General features: G+C 72.4%; 14 protein-coding genes and 3 tRNA genes. 13 read left to right on the top strand and 4 right to left on the bottom strand.

Annotation, left to right across the window (positions count from 1 at the left end; all coding sequences use genetic code 11):
- The first annotated feature begins 198 nt into the window (after positions 1-198).
- Together ACIRR8_RS09245 and ACIRR8_RS09240 are read left to right on the top strand one after the other, a co-directional pair.
- Positions 199-1,929: a trypsin-like peptidase domain-containing protein gene (locus ACIRR8_RS09245; RefSeq protein WP_404061078.1), complete on the top strand. Its 1,731-nt coding sequence runs from the start codon at positions 199-201 to the stop codon at positions 1,927-1,929.
- Between the two features lie 85 nt (positions 1,930-2,014).
- Positions 2,015-2,101: transfer RNA gene (locus tag ACIRR8_RS09240), tRNA-Ser, on the top strand.
- An 80-nt stretch (positions 2,102-2,181) separates the two neighbouring features.
- Here the strand turns inward: ACIRR8_RS09240 and ACIRR8_RS09235 are convergent.
- A complete protein-coding gene (locus ACIRR8_RS09235) occupies positions 2,182-3,069 on the bottom strand; it encodes a bifunctional DNA primase/polymerase (protein WP_404061075.1) in 888 nt (295 codons plus the stop codon).
- Positions 3,070-3,171: 102 nt separating this feature from the next.
- Between ACIRR8_RS09235 and ACIRR8_RS09230 the strand changes: the two genes are divergently transcribed.
- The 9 genes from ACIRR8_RS09230 (at position 3,172) to ACIRR8_RS09190 (ending at position 12,037) form a co-directional block, all read left to right on the top strand.
- The gene (locus ACIRR8_RS09230; protein ID WP_404061073.1) at positions 3,172-3,717 is read left to right on the top strand and encodes a pyridoxamine 5'-phosphate oxidase family protein; all 546 of its coding nucleotides are present in this window, start codon (positions 3,172-3,174) and stop codon (positions 3,715-3,717) included.
- A gap of 266 nt (positions 3,718-3,983) precedes the next feature.
- On the top strand, positions 3,984-4,298 hold the full coding sequence (locus ACIRR8_RS09225) for a hypothetical protein (protein WP_404061071.1): 315 nt from the start codon (positions 3,984-3,986) through the stop codon (positions 4,296-4,298).
- Between the two features lie 204 nt (positions 4,299-4,502).
- A complete protein-coding gene (locus tag ACIRR8_RS09220; protein WP_404061068.1) occupies positions 4,503-5,678 on the top strand; it encodes an acyl-CoA dehydrogenase family protein in 1,176 nt (391 codons plus the stop codon).
- Positions 5,679-5,938: 260 nt separating this feature from the next.
- Positions 5,939-6,886, top strand: coding sequence for a bifunctional MaoC family dehydratase N-terminal/OB-fold nucleic acid binding domain-containing protein (locus ACIRR8_RS09215; RefSeq protein WP_404061065.1), 948 nt, complete (start codon positions 5,939-5,941; stop codon positions 6,884-6,886).
- A 1-nt stretch (position 6,887) separates the two neighbouring features.
- Positions 6,888-7,919, top strand: a complete 1,032-nt coding sequence (locus tag ACIRR8_RS09210; protein ID WP_404061062.1) for an acyl-CoA dehydrogenase family protein — start codon at positions 6,888-6,890, stop codon at positions 7,917-7,919.
- On the top strand, positions 7,916-8,350 hold the full coding sequence (locus ACIRR8_RS09205; protein ID WP_404061060.1) for a MaoC family dehydratase: 435 nt from the start codon (positions 7,916-7,918) through the stop codon (positions 8,348-8,350). The genes ACIRR8_RS09210 and ACIRR8_RS09205 overlap by 4 nt, the downstream gene beginning before the upstream one ends.
- Positions 8,347-9,513 carry a lipid-transfer protein gene (locus ACIRR8_RS09200; protein ID WP_404061057.1) on the top strand — a complete coding sequence of 389 codons (1,167 nt, stop codon included), beginning with the start codon at positions 8,347-8,349 and terminating at the stop codon, positions 9,511-9,513. The genes ACIRR8_RS09205 and ACIRR8_RS09200 overlap by 4 nt, the downstream gene beginning before the upstream one ends.
- 158 nt (positions 9,514-9,671) lie before the next feature.
- Positions 9,672-10,238 carry a SigE family RNA polymerase sigma factor gene (locus ACIRR8_RS09195; RefSeq protein WP_392071693.1) on the top strand — a complete coding sequence of 189 codons (567 nt, stop codon included), beginning with the start codon at positions 9,672-9,674 and terminating at the stop codon, positions 10,236-10,238.
- A gap of 146 nt (positions 10,239-10,384) precedes the next feature.
- The gene (locus ACIRR8_RS09190) at positions 10,385-12,037 is read left to right on the top strand and encodes a long-chain fatty acid--CoA ligase (protein ID WP_404061054.1); all 1,653 of its coding nucleotides are present in this window, start codon (positions 10,385-10,387) and stop codon (positions 12,035-12,037) included.
- Between the two features lie 84 nt (positions 12,038-12,121).
- On the opposite strand, the gene ACIRR8_RS09185 is transcribed toward ACIRR8_RS09190, so the two are convergent.
- On the bottom strand, positions 12,122-16,300 hold the full coding sequence (locus tag ACIRR8_RS09185) for a PAS domain-containing protein (protein WP_404061052.1): 4,179 nt from the start codon (positions 16,298-16,300) through the stop codon (positions 12,122-12,124).
- 236 nt (positions 16,301-16,536) lie between these two features.
- Complete coding sequence (locus ACIRR8_RS09180) at positions 16,537-17,100, bottom strand: SSI family serine proteinase inhibitor (protein WP_404061049.1); 564 nt, start codon at positions 17,098-17,100, stop codon at positions 16,537-16,539.
- A gap of 293 nt (positions 17,101-17,393) precedes the next feature.
- On the opposite strand from ACIRR8_RS09180, the gene ACIRR8_RS09175 reads away from it, so the two are divergent.
- Both ACIRR8_RS09175 and ACIRR8_RS09170 read left to right on the top strand, forming a co-directional pair.
- Positions 17,394-17,484: transfer RNA gene (locus tag ACIRR8_RS09175), tRNA-Ser, on the top strand.
- Positions 17,485-17,708: 224 nt separating this feature from the next.
- Positions 17,709-17,781 (top strand) — tRNA-Arg (locus ACIRR8_RS09170).
- 77 nt (positions 17,782-17,858) lie between these two features.
- Here ACIRR8_RS09170 and ACIRR8_RS09165 read toward each other — a convergent pair.
- Positions 17,859-18,863 carry a tyrosine-type recombinase/integrase gene (locus ACIRR8_RS09165; RefSeq protein WP_404061046.1) on the bottom strand — a complete coding sequence of 335 codons (1,005 nt, stop codon included), beginning with the start codon at positions 18,861-18,863 and terminating at the stop codon, positions 17,859-17,861.
- Positions 18,864-19,185: the final 322 nt, after the last annotated feature.

Below are 19,185 nucleotides of genomic sequence, written 5' to 3'. Positions count from 1 at the left end.
GTCACCGCTGAGGGGGTAGGCGAACCATGTCACCGTGGGAGGACCGTTTTGTCTGATGTAAAGATTGGTGTGCGGATGCACAGGTCCTGCTTACAGTGGCCCGACGCGCTGTGGGAAAAGCTGACCGCAGACACGTGCACAGCGGATTTCTTGCCGAATGCCGACCGGATGCCGAGTGGAACCGAGGAGTAGAGAGCTGTGAGCACCGAGAACGAGGGCACCGAGGGCAACGCGGTACCGGCCGTGCCGTCCGTTCCGCCCGCACCTCCCGTGCCGGCCACCACTCCCGAGCCGAAGACCGCTCCGACCGCTCCCGGGCCGACGGCGGACGGCGTACACGGCGAGGCCGAGAACGGCGCCGGTGCGGAGACGACCTCGCCGGCAACCCCGCCGGCGGCCCCCACGACGCCTCCCGCACCGTCCACCCCGGCGCACACGGACGCCCCGCGCCACACGCCCACGGCCCAGGGCACCCCGGCGCACCAAGCCACCCCGCAGGACTCCGCGCCGCACTCCGGCGCGCACCAGGCCCCTCCGGCGTACGCGGGCGGACCCACGCACCACCAGCCCGAGCCCCACACCCCTCAGCACCCCCACCAGCCCCCGCACTCCCCGTACGGAGCGGCGCCCGAGCCCCCCGCGGGCGCCGCCTCCTGGCCCCCGCCTCCGCCCGCGGTCCCGTCGTACGCGAGCGGCGGCGCGGCCCACACGCCCGGCGGCGGCATCGGCAACGGCGGTGGGAACGGCTCGGTCTGGGGCGCCCCGCAGCCCGGCCACGACCCCTCCCACGGCAACGGCACCGGCAAGCGCCGGGGCGCGGGCGGTCTGGTCGCGGCGGTCGCGGTGGCGGCCCTGGTCGCGGGCGGGGTCGGCGGCGCACTCGGCTTCTGGGCCGCCGACCGCAACGACAACGGCTCCTCCGGCAGTTCGACCACCGTCTCCGCGTCGGACAGCCCGAGGGACCTCAAGCGCCCGGCGGGCACGGTGGCCGGCGTCGCGGCGAAGGCCCTCCCGAGCGTGGTCACGATCGACGCGCAGGGCGGCGACGGCGAGGGCGGCACGGGTACGGGCTTCGTGTACGACAAGGAGGGCCACATCCTCACCAACAACCACGTGGTGGCCTCCGCGGCGGAGTCCGGCGAACTGTCGGCGACGTTCTCCGACGGCAAGAAGTACGCGGCCGAGGTGGTCGGCCGGGCCCAGGGCTACGACGTGGCCGTCCTGAAGCTGAAGAACCCGCCGGCGGGCCTGACACCGCTCCCGCTCGGCAACTCCGAGAGCGTGGCGGTCGGCGACTCCACGATCGCGATCGGCGCCCCGTTCGGCCTCTCCAACACGGTCACGACGGGCATCATCAGCGCGAAGAACCGCCCGGTCGCCTCCGGGGACGGCCAGAGCAACAAGAACTCCTATATGAGCGCCCTCCAGACGGACGCCTCGATCAACCCGGGCAACTCCGGCGGCCCGCTCCTGGACGCCACGGGCGCGGTGATCGGCATCAACTCCGCGATCCAGTCGACCGGCGGCGGCCTCGGCCAGTCCCAGGCCGGCTCGATCGGCCTCGGGTTCGCGATCCCGATCAACCAGGCGAAGAACGTCGCCGAGCAGCTGATCAAGACGGGCAAGCCGGTCTACCCGGTGATCGGCGCGACGGTCTCCATGGAGGAGAAGACCGGCGGCGCCGAGATTTCTCCCGAGGGCGCCGGCAACACCCCCTCCGTCACCCCGAACGGCCCGGCGGCCAAGGCGGGCCTCAAGGCGGGCGACGTGATCACCAAGTTCAACGACACCGTGATCGACAGCGGCCCCACCCTCATCGGCGAGATCTGGACCCGTAAGCCCGGCGAGAAGGTGACCCTGACGTACGAACGCGACGGCAAGACGTCCACCGCCGAAGTCACCCTGGGTCAGCGCGAGGGCGACAGCTGACCGGCTAGGCTGTCCTACGCGTCGCACCGGCCTTCCGGGACCCTGACGGCCCATCGGCCATCACGGGCCCGGGCCGCCGACGCGGGGTGGGTTGCCCGAGCGGCCTAAGGGAACGGTCTTGAAAACCGTCGTGGCAGCGATGTCACCGTGGGTTCAAATCCCACACCCACCGCAGCGGGCCGGCGTCCGTGCCGGTCATAAGAGGCGCTCCGATTCCGGGGCGCCTCTTTTCGTCGTCCGCTGTTCGTCGTCTCAGTCGTCGCGCCCGCGCCCCCGAGTCAGCCGCTCCGCCGAGGCGATGGCCGCACGTGCCTCCTGTTCCGTGAGGCCTGTGCGGATGGCTGCGGTGGTGAGGGCGTCGGCCAGGGCGTCGCCGAAGCCGTGTTCGTAGGCGCGGCAGGCGGCCCAGAACAGGCGGGTGTTGCGTTGGCCCTCGTGGGCTGCCAGGACGAACTGGATCAGGCCCTCGCCCCGGCGGCCCGGGGGCGTTTCCTTACCGGGTGCAGTGGGCTCGCGGCGTGGCGGGGTGAGGAGGCGGAGGAGCGCGCGGGGGCAGGGGGCCGGGGTGAGGTGGGCGGTGCCGGGGGCCAGGCGGTAGCGGCCGTGGGTGGTGACCGAGCCGGGGCCGACCAGGTAGCCGCCGCTGCCGCGGACGTCGATGCCGGGGGCCAGGCGGCCGGCCGAGTTGGGGACCGTGGTGTCGGCGGGGCCGGTGAGCCAGAGGTGGCGGCCGCCGCTCGGGGTGAGCACGGTGACCGTCGGCGGGATGGTGAACAGGTGCTGGAGTGCCAGCTGCTGGAGGGCGCCCACCGAGTCGTTGCCGTGCGCGGTGTCGATGTCCAGGTCGACCCCGATGAGCCGGTGCGGGGCGCGGCCGCAGGCGATGCCGTAGCCGGTGGCACGGGGCGCGGCGGCGAAGAGGGCCCTGACGGCCGCGGGGTCCGTCGTCGCGTCGTGCACCCCGTGACCGGGCAGCCCGCACTCGCCCCGGCAGTGGACCGGCGGCCGCTCGCCGTGGTGCGGGGAGCGCAGCGCGGGGAGCTTGGTGGCGGACAGGGGGAAGACGGGGAGCCCGCGCCCGGCGGCGGAGAGGGCGTGGGCGAGGGCCAGGGTGGCGGTCTGCCGGTCGATGGTGGCCATGGTTCTAGTTTCGTACAAGAGTTCGAATAAGGGAAGTGGGGGCGGGCGTCGCCGGACCGGGCTGCGTAGCCTTGGTCGTAGTGAGCAAGGAAGGAGTTCCGCATGACTCCCCAGCAGCCCACGACCGAGCTCGACGCCCGCTACAGCTCCGCGCTCAACCCGCGGCCAGGTGCGGAGGACGTCACCGCCACCGACTGGGCCGAGGCACAGAGAAGGCTGCGTGACGCCGAGGTCTTCTGGATCACCACCGTCCGGCCCGACGGCCGGCTGCACGTCACACCGCTGATGGCCGCCTGGCACGACGGGACGCTGTACTTCAGCACCGGACCGGGCGGGCAGAAGGCGAGGAACCTGGCCGGCAACGCCCACTGCGCACTCACCACCGGGCACGGCTCACTCGCGGGAGGCCTCGACATCGTGGTCGAGGGCACGGCGGAACAGGTGGCGGATCCAGCGCGGCAGGACGCGGCCATCGCCGCGTTCGAGGCGCAGTACGGGGACCACATCACCTCGCCGGAGGGCGCCTTCTTCGGCTTCGGCGACAGCATCCGCGAGGGCCGGGACCTGCTGTTCGCGGTGGCGCCGACGACGGCGTACGGCTTCGGGCACGACGGCCAGGTGTTCAGCCAGACCCGGTACACCTTCTAGCGCACCTCCGCCTCTTTCCTCATGGACAGAGGCAGAGGTGGCCCGTGGAAGGTTTAGCGCCTCTTCTTCATGCTTGAGAGGGAATGGGGCGGTGCGGCGCGGTTCGACGGGGATGTGCTGGGCAACTCTGGTCTCGCGACGTCGTGATCAGCACCGGAGTGGTCGGCCAACTGCCCGGGGAACAGCCGCATATGAAGCGCATGAAGCCCGCATCGGGCCCGCATGAAGCCTATGAAGCCGGACTTCCGGTTCCTGGAGGAACTCACATGGCAAGCATCCGTACCGCTCGTGTTCTCGCCGCAGTCGCCGCGCTGCCCCTGACCGTCGCGCTCTGCGGCGGCGTGGCCCTGGCGGACAACGGCTCCTTCGCGAACGACGGATCGAACGCGGCCGTGGCGACGGTCGGCGGCAGTGGCGTCGACGGCAACAACTCCGGCAACTCGTCCACCACGCAGCAGCAGGCCGTCGGTGCCGGGGCGTCGAACCAGAACACCTCGGCCCAGGTCAGCGGCTCGGACTTCACCGCCATCGACCAGTCGGACCACAGCGTCGCCGTCAACTTCACCCCGTTCTTCTGGTGATGGGCCCGGCGGTCACGCCTACTCGGTGACCAGGCGTCCGGGACCTCCCGGGGGGTGGGTTCCGGTCGGCTGAACAGCAGCCCGTGCGGCGGCACTTCGGTGCCCCGTACGGGCTGTCGCCGTTTCCCTTGACGCGACGAGCGGATCTGACGGATAGTCAGAAATTGTTACGCCGAAAGATCCGCGTCCCCCGGAGGTCCCGCCGTGCACCTCGCCCCTACGGAGCGCCAGCAGCAGCTGCGTACCGAACTGCGCGCGTACTTCGCGGCCGCGCTGCCCGAAGGCGGAGGCTGGCGCGACGACCCCGCTGAGCAGCGGCGGTTGCTCCGCGGGATCGGCGCCGACGGCATGCTCGGCCTCGGCTGGCCCGTCGCGTACGGCGGTCAAGGGCGCGGCACCGACGAGCAGTTCGTCTTCTTCGACGAGGCGTACCGGGCCGGCGCCCCCGTCTCCATGGTCACCCTCAACACCGTCGGCCCGACCCTGATGAAGTACGGCACCGAGGAGCAGAAGGCGTACTTCCTGCCCCGGATCCTCAGCGGCGACCTCGTCTTCGCCATCGGCTACAGCGAACCCGAAGCCGGTACGGACCTGGCGGCGCTGCGGACCCGCGCCGTGCGCGACGGCGACGACTGGGTGGTCCACGGCCAGAAGATCTTCACCAGCAACGCCCAGCAGGCCGACTGGATCTGGCTCGCCTGCCGCACGGACCCCGACGCGCCCAAGCACCGCGGCATCTCGATCATCCTCGTGCCGACCGACGACCCCGGTTTCTCCTGGACGCCGATCGAGACCGTGGGCGGGCTGACGACCACCGCCACCTACTACGACGGCGTACGCGTTTCCGCATCGAACCTCGTCGGCGCGGAGAACGACGGGTGGGGGCTCATCACCAACCAGCTCAACCACGAACGCGTCGCCCTCGCCGCCATCGGCATGCAGGCCGAGGACTTCTACGAGGAGGCCCTCGCCCACGCCCGTACCCCCGACCCCGCCACGGGGCGCCGCCGGATCGACGAGCCGTGGGTGCGCGCCCGGCTCGCGGAGGCGTACGCCCGGCTCGCGGCGACCCGGCTGCTGAACTGGCGGCTCGTCGGTGCCGTGGGGGCGGGCGCGCTGGCGCCCGGGGAGGCGAGCGGCGTGAAGTTCGCGGGGACCGAGAGCGCCGTGGAGGTGTATCGGATGTGCCAGGAGGTGGTGGGGGATGCCGGGCTGCTGCGAGGCGGGTCGGCCGGCTGCCTGGGTGGGAGCGGTGCCGACGGCGAGCTGGAGCGGATGAACCGGGCCGCGCAGATCAACACCTTCGGCGGTGGTGTGAGCGAAGTGCAGCGCGAGATCGTCGCGACCATGCGGCTCGGGATGACCCGGAGCAAGCGGTGAACCCGGGGGCCCTGAGTGGTCCGGATGACCCGCGTGACCCGCGTGACCCGCGTGGCCCGCGTGGCCTGAGCGGCCTGGGTGATCTGAGTGACCCACAAGCCCTGGGTGATCTGAGTGACCCGAGTGACCCACAAGCCCCGGGTGACCCGAGAGGCCCAAGAGCCCCGCAGGCCCCAGGCGCCCCGAGAGACCCGCAGGCCCCAGGCGCCCCGGGTGACCCAAGAGACCCGCAGGCCCCAGGCGCCCCGAGTTACCCGACCGTGCAGGTCCGGTCCGGTACGCCCGACGACCCCCTGTACGAGCAGCTCGCCGCCTACGCAGGCCGTCCCGCCGCCACCGCCGCCACCGGCAAGGACCCCGTCAACGCGCCCATGATCCGCCACTGGTGCGAGGCCATGGGCGACACCTCGCCCGCCTACCGTGGCCCCGACGCCGTCGCCCCGCCCACCATGCTCCAGGCCTGGACGATGCGCGGGCTCACCGGAGAACCGGAGTCCGACGACGCAACCGACGCCCGCTCGACCGCGTACGACGAACTCCTCCGCCTCCTCGACGGCGCCGGCTACACCTCCGTCGTCGCCACCGACTGCGAGCAGGAGTACCTGCGGCCGCTCCGCCCCGGCGACCTGATCACCTTCGACGCCGTCATCGAGTCCGTCTCCCCGCGCAAGACGACCAAGCTCGGCACCGGCTACTTCGTCACCACCCGGATGGACGTCCGCACCGGCGGCGAACTCGCCGGGACGCACCGCTTCCGCATCCTCAAGTACCGCCCGGCACACCGCGCGAAGGACCTCCGCCCCCGCCCTGTCATCAACCGCGACAACGCCGGATTCTGGGCCGGGGTCGCCGAGCACCGCCTCCTCATCCAGTGCTGCGCGGACTGCGCCACCCTCCGGTTCCCCTGGCTGCCCGGCTGCAACGCGTGCGCCGGCCAGGAGTGGGACACAATCGCGGCGAGCGGCGAGGGCACGGTCTTCAGCCATGTCGTGATGCACCACCCGTCCTTCCCGGCCTTCGACCCGTCGGGCGAGGGCGGCCCGTACGCCGTCGCGCTGATCGAACTCGCCGAGGGGGTACGGATCGTCGGAAACGTGGTCGGCGTGCCGTACGACAAGGTCCGCGTCGGCCTGCCCGTACGGCTGGAGTTCCTGCGTACGGACCCCGAGCTGGAACTTCCGGTCTTCCGGGCGAGCGAAGGCGGTTGAGATGGACTTCACCCCGAGCGAGGAGCAGTCAGCCGCACAGGGGCTGGCCGCGCGGATCTTCGGCGACCTGGCCACGCACGAGCGGTCCGCGGCGGCCGGGACGGGTACGGACGCCGACCTGTGGAAGGAGCTGTGCGCGGCCGGGCTGCCGGGTGCGGTGGAGGACATCGGGCTGCTCGGCCTCGTACTCCTCCTGGAGGAGCAGGGCCGGACCACCGCCCAGGTCCCGCTGGCCGCGACCTGTGTGTACGGGCTCCTCGCGGTCGCCGGGCACGGTACGGCCGAGCAGCGGGAGCGCCTGCTGCCCGCGCTGCGTGACGGTACGGCGGTGGCGACGGGAGCGTTGCCGGTGCACGGTGAAGTGAGGTCGGTGGAGGGGGCGTTGTACGGGGTCGTGTCCTGGGTGCCGTGGTTGCGCGACGCCACCCATGTGCTGGTCGCCGACGCGGAGCGGGAGCTGTGGATCGTCGATGCGCGGGCGCCGGGCGTGAGCGTGGTGCCGGTGGAGACGACCGCGCCCTGGTCGGCGGGACGGCTCGGCCTCGACGGCGTACGGGGAGAATCCCTCGGTACGGGCCCGGAGGCCCACGCGTCGGTCCTCGCCGCGGGCCGGACCGCCTTCGCCGGGCTCCAGGCGGGCGTCTGCGCGGGCTCACTCGCACGGGCCGTCCAGCACACCACCACCCGCGAGCAGTTCGGCCGCCCGCTCTCCACCAACCAGGCCGTCCTGCTCCGCGCCGCCGACGCCCATATGGACACCGAGGCCATCCGGGTCACGGCGTACGAGGCGGCCTGGCGGTATGACCGGCAAAGGGAGTACGCGGCACAGGCGTTGACCGCCGCCTGGTGGGGATCCGAGGCGGGGCGGCGGGTCGTGCACGCGGGACAGCACCTGCACGGCGGCACCGGAGCCGACCTCGACCACCCCGTCCACCGGCACTTCCTCTGGGGCCGCCAGCTCGACGCGTACCTCGGCTGCGGCGCCGAAATCCTGCAGGAACTCGGCCTGTTGATAGCGGGAGGCAGGCTGTGAAGGACGTGTACCGCGTCGGTGCCGAACTGCCGCCCCTGGAGATCCCCGTCACCCGCACCCTGATCGTCGCGGGCGCCATCGCGTCCCGCGACTACCAGGACGTGCACCACGATGCCGAACGGGCCCGGGAGAAGGGCTCACCGGACATCTTCATGAACATCCTCACCACCAACGGGCTCGTCGGCCGCTACGTCACCGACCACTTCGGGCCGACGGCCGTCCTCCGGAAGGTCGCGATCCGCCTGGGCGCACCCAACTACCCCGGCGACATACTCCGATTGACCGGTCATATAGAAAGCCTGGAAAACGTGGTTCTGGAAGGCGAGAACGACGCCCTTGTAGAGATCGCGGTAACCGGCGACAACCGCAGAGGGCGACACGTCACCGGAAAGGTCACCGTCGCCCTGCCCCAGGAGGCGCGGTCCCTATGAGCATCCGCAGGCCCGACTCCCTCGGCGGAAAGGCGGCCATCGTCGGCATCGGGGCCACCGAGTTCTCCAAGAACTCCGGCCGCAGCGAACTGAAGCTCGCCGTCGAAGCCGTCTCCGCCGCCCTCGACGACGCGGGCCTCACCCCCGCCGACGTCGACGGCCTCGTCACCTTCACCATGGACACCAGCCCCGAGATCACCGTGGCCCAGGCGGCCGGGATCGGGGAGCTGTCGTTCTTCTCCCGCGTCCATTACGGCGGCGGCGCGGCCTGCGCCACCGTCCAGCAGGCCGCCCTCGCGGTGGCGAGCGGGGTGGCCGACGTCGTCGTCTGCTACCGGGCGTTCAACGAGCGCTCCGGCCGCCGCTTCGGCTCCGGCGTCCAGCGGCGCGAGCCCACCGCCGAGGGCGCGGCGCTCGGCTGGAACCTGCCGTCCGGGCTGCTCACGCCCGCCTCCTGGGTGGCGATGGCGGCCCAGCGCTACCTGTACGCGTACGGGCTCGACCCCGAGGTCTTCGGACACGTGGCGGTGGCCGACCGGAGGCACGCGGCCCGGAACCCGGCGGCGTACTTCTTCGGGAAGCCGATCACGCTGGCCGATCACGCCGCCTCCCGCTGGATCGTGGAGCCGCTGCGGCTGCTCGACTGCTGCCAGGAGACTGACGGCGGCCAGGCGCTCGTCGTCACCAGCGTGGAGCGCGCCCGCGACCTGCCCCGTCCGCCGGCCGTCGTCGTCGCGGCGGCCCAGGGCGCGGGCCGGTCGCAGGAGCAGATGACGAGTTTCTACCGGGACGGGCTGACCGGCCTGCCGGAGACCGCCGTCGTGGCCCGGCAGCTCTGGCGCAATTCGGGGCTGGCTCCGGCCGACATCGACGTGGCCATCCTCTACGACCACTTCACGCCGTTCGTCCTGATGCAGCTGGAGGAGTTCGGTTTCTGCGGTCCCGGGGAGGGCGGTGCGTTCGTCGCGGCGGACGCGCTGCCCCTGAACACGCATGGGGGTCAGCTGGGGGAGGCGTACCTCCACGGGATGAACGGCATCGCGGAGGCCGTCCGGCAGCTGCGCTCCACCTCCGTGAACCAGGTGGCGGGGGCGGCGAGGTCCCTGGTCACGGCAGGTACGGGGGTGCCGACGTCCGGGCTGATCCTCGGCGTGGACGGCTGAACGATCCCGGAGGGTCTCGGGGGCGGACCCTTATGGCGGGGTGGTGGCCCGTCCACCTTCAGGAGGTGGAGGGTGAGCCGCCCCTACAACCTGAGGCGGACGGGCCTTCGGGACCTGGGGCCGATCCCCTCGGCGGGCCCCGCTCCTAGGTTGAGTACATGACCACGCCAGTCTGCACGGGCGCCTCCAGGGCGGCCTCCGCCACCGCCGCCGGCCACCACGCGCACACGCCGTACGCGTCGTTCTCCTCGTACGTCCGGGCCCGGGGCCCGGTCCTGCTGCGCACCGCGCGCTCGCTCACCGCGAACCCGTGCGACGCGGAGGACCTGCTGCAGACCGCGCTGGCCAAGACGTACGTGGCGTGGGAGCGGATCGAGGACCACCGGGCGCTCGACGGCTACGTCCGCCGGGCGCTGCTGAACACCCGGACCTCGCAGTGGCGCAAGCGCAAGGTCGACGAGTTCGCCTGCGAGGAGCTGCCCGAGCAGGGGGGCATCCCGGCGCCGGACCCGGCCGAGCAGCAGTCGCTGCACGACGCGATGTGGCGCGCGGTGCTCAAGCTCCCGGACCGCCAGCGCGCGATGGTCGTCCTGAGGTACTACGAGGACCTCAGCGAGGCGCAGACGGCCGAGGTGCTCGGCGTGTCGGTCGGTACGGTGAAGAGCGCCGTCTCCCGCGCCCTCGGCAAGCTCCGCGAGGACCCGGAGCTGACGCCGGTGCGCTGAGGAGCGCGCATCCCCTGGCACCCCCGGACAGGCCCGCCCACGTGCCCCGGACAGGAATTTTCTCCCGCGAGTAGTGACATACCGCTTGGTATGTGCGCAGAATCAGCGCAACCCTACTGCCGCGTAGCGCCCACCGGGAGGACGCCGTGCTGAGCACCATGCAGGACGTACCGCTGACTGTCACCCGCATCCTGCACCACGGGATGACGATTCACGGGAAGTCGCAGGTCACGACCTGGACCGGCGAACCCGAGCCGCACCGACGCACCTTCGCCGAGATCGGCACCCGTGCGACCCAGCTGGCCAACGCGCTCCGCGACGAGCTGGGCGTCGACGGCGACCAGAGGGTGGCGACCCTCATGTGGAACAACTCGGCGCATATCGAGGCATACCTCGCGATTCCCTCCATGGGGGCTGTGCTCCACACCCTCAACCTCCGGCTGCCGCCGGAGCAGCTCGCCTGGATCGTCAACCACGCGGACGACAAGGTCGTCATCGCGGACGGCACGCTGCTGCCGCTCCTCGTACCGCTCCTGCCGCACCTGCCGAGCATCGAGCACGTGGTGGTCTCCGGACCCGGCGACCGCTCGGCGCTGGCCGGGGTCGCGCCGCGCGTGCACGAGTACGAGGAGCTGATCGCGGGGCGCCCGACCACGTACGACTGGCCGGAGCTGGACGAACGCCAGGCCGCCGCCATGTGCTACACCTCCGGCACCACCGGCGACCCCAAGGGCGTCGTCTACTCCCACCGCTCCATCTACCTGCACTCCATGCAGGTCAACATGTCGGAGTCGATGGGGCTGACCGACAAGGACACCACGCTCGTCGTGGTCCCGCAGTTCCACGTGAACGCGTGGGGCCTGCCGCACGCCACCTTCATGAGCGGCGTCAACATGCTCATGCCGGACCGCTTCCTCCAGCCGGCCCCGCTCGCCGAGATGATCGAGCGCGAGCGCCCCACGCACGCCGCCGCCGTCCCCACCATCTGGCAGGGCCTCCTCGCCGAGGTCACCGCCAACCCGCGCGACCTCTCCTCCATGGCCAACGTGACCATCGGCGGCGCGGCCTGTCCGCCGTCGCTGATGGAGGCGTACGACAAGCTCGGCGTCCGGCTCTGCCACGCCTGGGGCATGACGGAGACCTCGCCGCTGGGCACGATGGCCCACCCGCCCGCCGGGCTGAGCGCCGAGGAGGAGTGGCCGTACCGCATCACCCAGGGCCGTTTCCCGGCCGGTGTGGAGGCGCGGCTGGTCGGCCCGGCGGGCGAGCACCTGCCGTGGGACGGCGAGTCGGCCGGTGAGCTGGAGGTCCGGGGGCCCTGGATCGCCGCCGCGTACTACGGCGGGGCCGACGGCGAGCACCTGCGGCCCGAGGACAAGTTCAGCGAGGACGGCTGGCTGAAGACCGGCGACGTCGGCGTGATCAGCACCGACGGCTATCTCACCCTCACCGACCGGGCCAAGGACGTCATCAAATCGGGCGGCGAGTGGATCTCCAGCGTCGAGCTGGAGAACGCGCTGATGGCCCACCCGGACGTCGCGGAGGCGGCCGTCGTCGCCGTACCGGACGAGAAGTGGGGCGAGCGGCCGCTGGCGACGGTGGTCCTCAAGGAAGGTGCCGCCGATGTCGACTACGAGGCGCTGAAGGCGTTTCTCGCCGAGTCGGGCATCGCCAGGTGGCAGCTGCCGGAGCGGTGGTCGGTGATCCCGACCGTACCGAAGACGAGCGTAGGCAAGTTCGACAAGAAGGTGATCCGCAAGCAGTACGCGGCCGGGGAGCTGGACGTCACCCAGCTCTGAGGCGTCAGTTCTGGCCTTGGTTTCACGTGAAACAGGGCGGGGGCGGTACGGGAGTTCCCGTACCGCCCCCGCCTCTGCGCGCCGTCAGTTGGTGCCTATCTTCGCCAGCAGGTCGACGATCCGGGACTGCACCTCGTCGCTGGTGGACCGCTCCGCCAGGAAGAGAACGGTTTCCCCGGAAGCCAGCCGCGGCAGCTCCGAGGGGTCCATCCCGGCCGAGGTGTAGACGACCAGCGGTGTGCGGTTGAGCTGGCCGTTGGCGCGCAGCCAGTCGATGATCCCGGCGCGTCGGCGGCGTACCTGCATGAGGTCCATGACCACCAGGTTCGGCCGCATCCGGCCCGCCAGATCGACGGCCTCGCTGTCGGTCGCCGCGCGGGCGACCTGCATCGCGCGCCGCTCCAGGGTCTGCGCCAGCGCCGCCGCGATCTCCTCGTGCTCCTCGATCAGGAGGACGCGCGGCGGGTGCTGCTCGCTGTCGCGAGGCGCCAGCGCCTTGAGGAGGACGGCCGGGTCGGCCCCGTACGCGGCCTCCCGGGTCGCCTGCCCCAGACCGGCCGTGACCAGTACCGGAACCTCCGCGGCGACGGCGGCCTGGCGCAGCGACTGCAACGCCGTACGGGTGATGGGCCCGGTCAGCGGGTCGACGAAGAGCGCGGCCGGGAACGCGGCGATCTGGGCGTCGACCTCCTCACGGGAGTTGACGATCACCGGACGGTAGCCGCGATCGCTGAGCGCCTGCTGGGTCGGCACGTCGGGAGCGGGCCAGACGAGCAGCCGGCGCGGGTTGTCCAGCGGTTCGGGCGGCAGCTCGTCGTCGAGCGGGCGGGGCTGCGGCCGGTTGGCGACCTCGACCGCACCGCCGGGCCCGTCCAGCGGCTCCGGACCCTCGGCACCCTCGTCGGGCGCCCCTATGGCGTACGCACGCCCCTCGGCCACCGGAGGCGCCAGCAGCTGACCGGAGCCGGGGTGGGTGGCGGAAGGCCCTTGAGTCTCCGGAGACGGGGGCTGGCCCTGAGCCGGCTGGGGCTGCTGAGCCGGAGCGGTCGGAGCAGCGGCCGGCTCCGTTCCGGTGGCGAGCGGCTGGGCTGTCGGGCGCTCACCCTCCGGCGGGGCGGCGAGCTTGCGCCGCCGGCCGGCACCACCGAGGCTCTGCTGCTGGTTCGCCGGAGCGGACTGGGCAGGCTGGCCGGGCTGGCCGGGCTGGTTCTGCTGGTGGGTGAGGTGCTGCGCGAACGGCACCCCCTGGCCCAGCGTCCGCACGCTGAACGCCCGCCCCTGCGTGGAGTCCGGGTTGACGCCCGCCATCGGCTCCTCGGCCGGCAGCGGCTGCCGCCGTGCGTCCGGTGTGGCGGGGGGTGCGCCGGAGTCGGCCGGGTGCGCCGCCGGAACGGCCCCGGTGCCGGTGGCGTGGGCGGTCTGCCCGTTGCCGCCCCAGGACCGGTCGTCCGGTGCGGGCCGGGAGGCGGCGTTCGGGGCGGCGGTCCAGGGCTGCTCGTCGGGTGCGGGGAGCGGCGCGTCCCGCTCCGGGGCGCCGGACCGGTCGGCGGGAGGCGCCACGGGGTGGGCCTGCGGAGGCGTGTGACCGGCCTCGGGTGCGGTGCGCCCGTGGTGGCTCTCGTCGCCGGGAGGGGATGCGGGGGTGGGGCCGGGGGCGGGTCCGTCCGGTGCCGGTACGGGGGCGGGTCCGGGCGCCTCTACGGGAGCGGGGCCGGGCGCCTGCGCCGACGCGGCCGGGGTCCGGTCGGCGTCGGCGGGCGGCAGGGCGAAGGCGGTACGCGGACCGGCGTCGGCGGCCGTGCGCTCCTGGGCGGCGGCCAGCGCGCGGCGGGCCCTTCGCCCACCGGGCTGCTGCGCCGGGGCCTGGCTGAGCGCGAGGGCCTCCTCCTGAGGCTGCTGGCGCCCGTTCTGGCCGCTCGGGGCCTGCTCCGGGTCCGTACCGCCGCTTCCTGCCGCGAGGGCGGGGAGCGCGGGGCGGTGTTCGCCTTCGCGCCGGGCCCGCCGCCCGGCGGGCGGTACCGGCTGCTGCGGGTCGGCCGGTACGCCCTGCGGCGGCACGGTCTGGCCACGCTGGGGCCGTCCGGCGCCCTGGGCGCCTTCGGCCGCGGTGACGACGGACCCCTCGGAGGGCGCGGAGGACGCGGCGGAGGTCAGCGCGAGAGCCTGCCGCTGGGGCTGCTGATCACGCGGCTGAGGCGGTGCCTGCTGATCACGCGGCTGAGGCGGTTCGAGCTGGGCCGGGCCGCTCTCCGCCGTACCGTTGCCGGCCGCCGCGCTCTCCGCCGGACTGGGCCGTCCGCGCCGGCGCCCCGATCCCTCGCCCTGCTGGGCCGGGGTGAGCTCGGGAGCCGTCTCCTCGGCCGCCGCGGCCCCACGGCGCGCCCGGCGCCGCCCGGTCGGCTCGGCGACAGGGCCGTCCGCCGGGCCGTCCGCGACCTCGGCCTCGGGCGCGCCACCGGGACTGTCCAGGAACGCGTCGGTCGACGACCGGCGCGCACGCCGGCGCCCGCCACTGGTGACGCCCGGCGCCCCGAGACCCTCGGCAGGGGCGGCCGGGGAGGGCTCGGGATCGAGTGCGGGATCCACCGGCACCTCGGGCGGCACGATGGTGCCCGAGCCGGCGCCGATCGGGATGTCGAGAACGTACGCACTGCCGCTCATGCCCGGCATCTCGTGCGTCTGGAGCACACCGCCGTGCGCCTGGACGATGCCGCGCACGATGGGCTGGTGCACCGGGTCGCCGCCGGAGAACGGCCCGCGCACCTCGATCCGTACGACGTCACCGCGCTGGGCGGCGGCCACGACCACGGTGGAGTCGACGTATCCGCCGCCGGGGACGGCCCGGGCCTTGCCGGTGGAGTCGACGCCGCAGACGTCCGCGACGAGGTGGGCGAGGGCGGTCGCGAGCTGACGGGCGTCGACCTCGGCCTCGATCGGCGGGGCGTGCACGGCGAACTGCGCGCGCCCGGGCCCGATCAGCTCGACCGCTCCGTCGATCCCGCCCGTCACGATCCCGTCGACCATCGCGGGACCCTTGTGCAGCCCGTCCACGCCCGCGTCGAGGCGCTGGTAGCCGAGCACGTTGTCGACGAGCGTGGTCATCCGGGCGTACCCGGCGGCGAGGTGGTGCAGGATCTGGTTGGCCTCGGGCCACAGCTGCCCGGCCGGGTCGGCGGCGAGCGTGGACAGCTCACCGCGCAGCTCCTCCAGCGGTCCGCGCAGCGAACCGCCGAGCACGGCCGTCAGCTGCGAGTGCTGGGCGCCGAGGGAGGCGAGGAGCTCGGCCTGACCCTCGATCTCGGCGGCGTACCGCTCGGTCCGGTCGGCCAGCTCGGCGGCGTGCGCCTCCTTGAGCGCCGCCAGCTCGGCCGCGTGCGCTTCCTTCAGCGCGGTGACCTCGTCGGAGTGGCTGGTGGTCAGCTCGGCGACGACGTTCTTGTGCTGGGCGGAGAGCTCTTCGTACGGCCTGCGATCGGTGAAGGTCATCACCGCGCCGACGAGCTGGTCACCGTCCCGCACGGGTGCGGTCGTCAGGTCCACGGGCACCTGGGCGCCGCTCTTGGACCAGAGCACCTGGCCGCGCACGCGGTGCTTGCGCCCGGACTTGAGCGTGTCGGCGAGCGGCGATTCCTCGTACGGGAACGGCTCGCCCTCCGCCCGCGAGTGCAGGATCAGCGGGTGCAGCTCCTGGCCGCCGAGGTCGCTGGCCCGGAAGCCGAGGATCTGGGCGGCGGCGGGGTTGACGAGGACGACGCGCCCGTCCGTGTCGGTGCCGACGACGCCCTCGGAGGCGGCACGCAGGATCATCTCGGTCTGGCGCTGCGAACGGGCCAGCTCGGCCTCGGTGTCGACGGTGCCGGAGAGATCCCGTACGACGATCATGAGCAGCTCGTCGCCGGTGTAGCTGGAGTGGATGTCGTTGTACGCGGCCTGGCCGCTGTCCAGGCCGGCGCTGGTGACCTCGACCGGGTACTCGTGCCGGTCGGTGCGGCGCGCGATCATGCGCGCCGGCTTGGTCCTGCCCTGCTCGTCCGCAGCCTCGGGCCGGCGCATCGATCCCGGGATCAGCTTGGAGTCGAACTCCGGCAGCAGATCCAGCAGTCCGCGACCGACGAGCGCGGTGCCCGGGGTCTCGAACATTTCGAGGGCGATGGCGTTGGCGTTGACGACCGTGCCGTTGGCATTGACGAGTAGAAGCCCGTCCGGAAGGGCATCGAGTATGGCTGCGAGGCGAGCAGTGCCTCGGGATGGCCTGCTGCTCACGACGACGCTTCCTCCCTGATTACCGCACCTTGCCGACAGCGGGCCCCATCTTGCCCCTCGGGCCGCAGACTGTCACTGGAGGAGTCTAAGGCCAGGCGAGGGCCCAGGGGCGGCGGATGAGGGGGAGCTCTCACCAAGGTTCTGTGCACGGCGTGTACGCCGGTGGCCCGTCACGTGAGCGTCCGCGCACCGTGTGACGTGCGCGGACGCCTGGCGGAACGGGCCCTGCCGAAGCCTTAGCGAAGATCGGGGAGCACCGGAACCAGGTTGTTCCAGCGCGCGATCTCGCAGCCGTCGCCCCGGGTCACGGTGGTGTCCACGGGCCGGCCCTCCCAGGTCCCGACGATGCGGGCGGAGGCGTCGCCGCCGTAGATCATGGTGCACATGGTGCCTTCGGGCGCCGCCCGGAACAGCTCCGGCCCCGTCCGCGTCGCCCCGACCTCCGCGAGCCGGTCGCAGGCGCCCTGCCGCTCAGGGTGGGTGCCTCCGGTGGGCCCGCAGGTCAGCTCGAACGTCCCGTCGGCGCCGGCGACCCCGGAACGCTCCACGGTTACGGTGAGCCGGGTCCGCGCGGCGGGCTTCTCCTGGCCCACACCGCTGCCGCCGTCCAGGAACGAGGGCAGCGGCGGAAGCGGCACGGGCAGCGGCCCGAGCGCGGGGAAGGCCGAGGAGAGGGGGCCGGCGGTGGGCACGGCGGACGGCACCGGACCGGTGGCGGTCGCCGAAGCGGTCGCGGCGGGCGCGGCGACGGACAGCGCGGCGAGCGTGACGACGGCGGTGAGAGCGAGACGGCGCAACATGCGGGCTCCTGTATCTCCGCACCACGGTCACGGACGACCGGGGACGCGGCGGATGACGAGGCGGGCGGTGGGGTGGTTCACGGCGGGCCGACCGCTCCCGGCCGCCCCCGACCGACGGAGGCCGAAACCTCCACGCCTCTCTAACGCCTCTGCGGCCCGGACGTTGCGCCACCACGCCGAAGTGCTTTGCCCTGGCCCCCGCATGGCTAGTAACGTGAGCGGCGATTGGTGGCACGACGTTCGACTGTGTCATCATCTGCACGCACCACTCGCGTCCGCGCGAGGTGTGTGGAGGAGGCGTCGCCTAGTCCGGTCTATGGCGCCGCACTGCTAATGCGGTTTGGGTCTTAAAGCCCATCGAGGGTTCAAATCCCTCCGCCTCCGCTCCACCCCGAAGCCCCGTGCCCCTGGCACGGGGCTTCGGCCGTTCCTGACCGGATCCCGTGTGCGGCCGTGGTCAGCCGTGGTCAAGGGGGTGGCCGAGATCGGCCCCAGAAGGGTGTTTCCGCAGCTCATAGGTGGTGCGGACAATGGATTTCGCGTCACGGCGCAGGTCATGTAATGTTGTTCCCGCAACGCCGACCAGGCAGAAAAGCCCGGAACGCCAAGCACTCGTAGCTTAACGGATAGAGCATCTGACTACGGATCAGAAGGTTGCAGGTTCGAATCCTGCCGAGTGCACACAGGTAAGAGGCCCCCGGAGATGATCCGGGGGCCTCTTACGTTGGGCTGTACAGCAGCGAAGTACAGCAACCAGGTCAGCCGCTACCGTCCATCGCGCCGGACAGCTGATCGAGTGCCGAGCGCACTTCCTCCTCGCTCGCCTCCGCGTAGACCTCCATCGTCATGGCGATCTGCGAGTGCCGCAGGATGCGCTGAGCGACCTTCGGGTGCACCTTCAGGGCGACCAAGAGCGAGCTGCACGTGTGCCGAGTGTTCCGCAACGGGATCACTCGCAGGCCCGCGCGCCGAGCCCGTAGGGCGAACATCCGAGTGAGGTTCCCCGGCTCGATTGGCGTCCCGTACTTCGTCGTGAAGATCAGGCCACGATCGTCCTGCCACGCGTCCCCGATAGCTTTCCGGTCGCCGGACTGCTGAGCGCGACGCATCCGGAGCGCCTTCAGACAGAGCGCGGGCAGGGGCAAGAAGTCGTCGGAGTCCTCGGTCTTGGTCTCCCGGTGCAGGATCTGCCGACCAGCGCGCTGGATCTGGTGGTCCACGTACAGCTCGCCGCGTTCGAAGTCGACGGACGTCCATGTCAGGCCCAGGACCTCACCCCGGCGGAGCCCGAGGCAGAGCACCAGCATCCACGCGGCGAACAGGTGGTCATCCCGAGCGGCGGCATCAGCGAGGAACTGCCCGGCCTCCGCGACGGACCACGGCTTGATCCGGCGGCGACGCGGCTTGGGCACCTTCACCAGGGAGGCGACGTTCTTGCTGATCTCCTCCTCGGTGACGGCATGGGTCAGAGCGGCTCGCAGGGCATCGCGGGCAGCCTGGATGACGCGGCGGGAGGGGTACGCCTCGCAGCAGTCCCCGACCGCGCAGCACTTCCGCCGGGCCGTTGCTCGCTTCGCATCCTTCTCCTGGGCGCAGCACTGGCAGACGGTCGCCAGCTTGGTCAACCACTCCCGCACATCGCGGACGGTCAGCCGGTCCAGCCGCTTCGCCCCGAGGTAGGGCGCGATGTAGAGCCGTACGCAGCCTTCGTACGAGACGTAGGACAGCGGGGCCAGGTTCGGCTTCACGATCGAGTCAAGCACCCGGCTGCGCTCCGCTCCGCCGGGCGGGCTTCCCGGCTCCGCTGGGGCTGCCGCTCCTGCCTTCGGCCCGCTCCGCCCCGCTGCGCCGACGCCCGCCCACTGTGGATAGGCCCGGAGGTCATGAGTCGAGCACCCGACACGTTCACGGCGCACGGTCACAGACGATGCCTCCGGCGGGGGATCGGCCGGCACCGGGTGGGAGGGGGCGCCGCTCCCGGCCGCGGGCACATCGTGGCGAGCGTGGTGGGCTCCCATCCCGTCCACCGTCGACCCAGGCAGAGCCGAGCAGACGCGGCCCATGGCGTCCAGGTCGTTCGTACAG

Origin of the sequence: Streptomyces sp. NPDC101178 (assembly GCF_044767965.1) — a bacterium.
GTDB lineage: Bacteria > Actinomycetota > Actinomycetes > Streptomycetales > Streptomycetaceae > Streptomyces.
This window is presented reverse-complemented; position numbering and strand designations above follow the sequence as displayed.

Coding starts and splice junctions, on each gene's coding strand:
- ACIRR8_RS09195 (WP_392071693.1), top strand. CDS start 9,672: ATGACCACGCCAGTCTGCACGGGCGCCTCCAGGGCGGCCTCCGCCACC.
- ACIRR8_RS09225 (WP_404061071.1), top strand. CDS start 3,984: ATGGCAAGCATCCGTACCGCTCGTGTTCTCGCCGCAGTCGCCGCGCTG.
- ACIRR8_RS09210 (WP_404061062.1), top strand. CDS start 6,888: ATGGACTTCACCCCGAGCGAGGAGCAGTCAGCCGCACAGGGGCTGGCC.
- ACIRR8_RS09230 (WP_404061073.1), top strand. CDS start 3,172: ATGACTCCCCAGCAGCCCACGACCGAGCTCGACGCCCGCTACAGCTCC.
- ACIRR8_RS09235 (WP_404061075.1), bottom strand. CDS start 3,069: ATGGCCACCATCGACCGGCAGACCGCCACCCTGGCCCTCGCCCACGCC.
- ACIRR8_RS09200 (WP_404061057.1), top strand. CDS start 8,347: ATGAGCATCCGCAGGCCCGACTCCCTCGGCGGAAAGGCGGCCATCGTC.
- ACIRR8_RS09180 (WP_404061049.1), bottom strand. CDS start 17,100: ATGTTGCGCCGTCTCGCTCTCACCGCCGTCGTCACGCTCGCCGCGCTG.